The sequence below is a fragment of the Paenibacillus timonensis genome (genome assembly GCF_022427145.1).
Classification (GTDB): domain Bacteria; phylum Bacillota; class Bacilli; order Paenibacillales; family Paenibacillaceae; genus Fontibacillus; species Fontibacillus timonensis.
Map to the genome: position 1 here is coordinate 1 of NZ_JAKSXN010000133.1, position 1,644 is coordinate 1,644.

1 protein-coding gene is annotated in these 1,644 nt (G+C 48.7%); it reads left to right on the forward strand.

The annotated features are described in order from the left end of the window. Positions 1 to 74: 74 nt before the first annotated feature. Positions 75 to 1,337, forward strand: coding sequence for an IS91 family transposase (locus MJ257_RS24510; protein ID WP_240271788.1), 1,263 nt, complete (start codon positions 75 to 77; stop codon positions 1,335 to 1,337). Positions 1,338 to 1,644: the final 307 nt, after the last annotated feature.

Sequence of the window (1,644 nt, forward strand, 5' to 3'; positions counted from 1 at the left end):
ACATTATAGAATTTATAACATTTCGGGGTGGGGCAGGACTTCCGCCTCGTTGTTGTTTTTGGTAAGGTTAGGATATGGAGACGAACGTGCTAAAACGAATCTTCTTTGATGAACATGGACATTGGGATCGGTTTGTTGCGAAGCATAAGGGCAAGCTTCGTCCTAATGTGCTAAAAGAAGTGGAGAAGTTTCGCAAATGCGGAGATCCAAGGAATGGTTTTAAGCTGTTGGTGTGCGAAGGATGCCACGACCTACGGCTTGTTCCGTATCGTTGCAAAGGAAGATTCTGTACGACCTGTTCATGCGGAGAAACGGAAGAATGGGCCCGGTTGCTCGAACAAGATGTATTTCAGGTCAATCACCGTCATGTCGTTTTCACGGTTGATGAAGGATTACGCGAAGTGTTTCTTCTCCACCGAGACAAACTGCTCAAAGAATTTATGGACGAGGCCGTCCGTGTAGTCAAAACGTATTTCGAGAAGAAGCACAAGGTGACGCCCGGCATCATAGCAGGGCTTCATACCTTTGGGGCGCGGATGAATTTCAATCCCCATGTCCATATGCTAGTAACCATGGGCGGGATGAAGAAGAACGGGGAATGGAAAACGTATGACTTTGTGCCGTTCGAGATGTTGCGTAAACAATGGCAGACGGTTGTGTTGAAGCTGATTCGCCGAAAGTTAAGCGCCCGAGAGAAAAAGCAAGTACAATCCCGTTTGCAAAAAGCCTACTCCGAAAATGGGGAAGGCTTCTATGTGTATGCCCCGAAACAGAAAGGGAACGTCAAGCGGCAACTCGGATATATCGGGCGATATATGAGAAGACCGGCGATTGCGGTGAGCCGGATCGAAGCGTACGACGGAGAAACGGTGACCTTTCGTTATCGGGATAAGACGGATGGGAAGGAGAAAACGGAGACGATCCCGGTGGAAGAATTCATCGGAAGGCTGATCCGACATATCCCGGATGAAAACTTTAAGACGATTCGTTACTATGGGGTTTACTCGCGGCGGATCAAGAGCCTGTGCAAGAAGTTAGTCAGCGAGTGGCAAAAAGCGGCGAGAAGATGGATCGTCAAGGCAAAGCGGATATTGAAACGCAGAACGTGGAGTGAACGGGTCAAGGAGCAGACGGGGAAGCCGCCATGTTGTCCGAAATGCGAAAGTTATTACGAATACAAGGGAGAAGCTTGCCTTGAGGATGGGCAATTGAAGGTGAAGTACGCGGTGTGCTCCACCTCAAAGGCATGCCTGGAAAGGATGATTCGGGATGTCACCGGTGTCCAGGAAACGAAAGGCGGTCAAGAAAAAGAAAAAGCCGCAGAGCGGGCTGCGTAGCAAAGAAACGATAAAATACATTTGTTTGCAATGCAGCAGCGAAGAAGAGATTCCGCTGCAAGTCGTACGGAATTTCGATGCGATGGATGATGGAGATCCGACCGTACCTCCACAATTCCGTTGTGAAGAATGCGGCGGAGCGATGTATCCGGAATATTACAAAGGAGTTCATGGCTACGAATACAGGATAAGTGATGTGAAAAAGTAGACTGGGGACAGAGGAAGAAGATCCCCATACCCCAGCTTACTTTGGCACATATGAACGGAGATGCACGAACTTAAAGGACGCCGTCAGGCGTTTTTCTTA